The sequence below is a fragment of the uncultured Algibacter sp. genome, from assembly GCF_947487605.1.
GTDB lineage: Bacteria > Bacteroidota > Bacteroidia > Flavobacteriales > Flavobacteriaceae > Algibacter_D.
Genome location: NZ_CANKXK010000046.1, coordinates 1 through 1,070 on the forward strand (window position 1 = coordinate 1; position 1,070 = coordinate 1,070).

The 1,070-nt window shown below is 30.7% G+C and carries 2 protein-coding genes; both read left to right on the forward strand.

The annotated features are described in order from the left end of the window. Positions 1 to 324 precede the first annotated feature (324 nt). Complete coding sequence (locus Q0739_RS14850; protein WP_298239521.1) at positions 325 to 573, forward strand: type II toxin-antitoxin system Phd/YefM family antitoxin; 249 nt, start codon at positions 325 to 327, stop codon at positions 571 to 573. Next, positions 573 to 839, forward strand: coding sequence for a Txe/YoeB family addiction module toxin (locus Q0739_RS14855; RefSeq protein ID WP_298239522.1), 267 nt, complete (start codon positions 573 to 575; stop codon positions 837 to 839). Before Q0739_RS14850 ends, Q0739_RS14855 begins: the two co-directional genes overlap by 1 nt. Positions 840 to 1,070 lie beyond the last annotated feature (231 nt).

Genomic DNA, 1,070 nt, shown 5'->3' on the forward strand with positions numbered 1-1,070 from the left:
AAACGTTGCCAACAATACAACTGAACTCTTACTCATTAAACTGACTACTGAAATCTCTTTATTTTTTTCCCTTCTTTTTTAGCTTGCTTGCGGTTATCAATACTTGATAAATTTTAGTTTTTTTGTAACTTAATGACACATTAACCGACTAATTTAAACATACTAGAAAGACCTAATCATAAATATTATCTATTATTTTTGTTATTTTGATAACGTCTAAATTAGTTGATAACTTGTTAATAATTCTAAAATTAACACTTACTTATGTACAGAATAATGTACATTTGGCATATACTTTGTAGTATAACTATAAAAACAGCGACAATGAAAACAATAACATCCACCTCTTTAAGAGGTAGACTAAAATACTATCTTGACCTTGTTTCTGAATCATACGTAACAATCATGATTCCAAGAACCAAAGACGAGGAAGCCATCGTTATGATGCCTTTAAGTGAATATAATTCATTAACAGAAACAGATTATTTATTAAGAACTGACGCAAATAAAAACACTCTTTTAGAATCTATTGAACAAGCTGAAAAAGGTGAAGTTACAGTAGTTGATATTTAATGATAGTTGCATTTACTTCAATTGCATTAGAGCAATACCAGTATTGGGGAGAGAACGATAAGAAAATCTTCAAAAAAATTAACACATTAATAACTAACACTAAAAGAACTCATTTTGTTGGATTAGGTAATCCCGAACCATTGAAAGGAATTCTAAAAGGTTATTGGTCAAGACGGATTACTCAAGAACATAGGTTAGTTTATAAAATTTCAGGAACCGACAAAGAACAGGTATTAACAATTGTCCAATGTAGATACCATTATTAATTTCTTTTTGCTTCCGACTGTCAGCAATCTGCCTTCCCTCGGAAAAAAATAAAGTATTCAGTATGTCAATGAACGTCTGAACTGATTTAAAAGTACAGTTGGCAACAACGCATATATTTTATAGCTAGTTCAGTCCTTACTTCCGAAAATTCTTCCGAATTTTCTCTGTCAGTTTTTATTTACTATCTTTCGGCTTGCACACGCTACAAAGCATATGCAAAACCGTTGCCA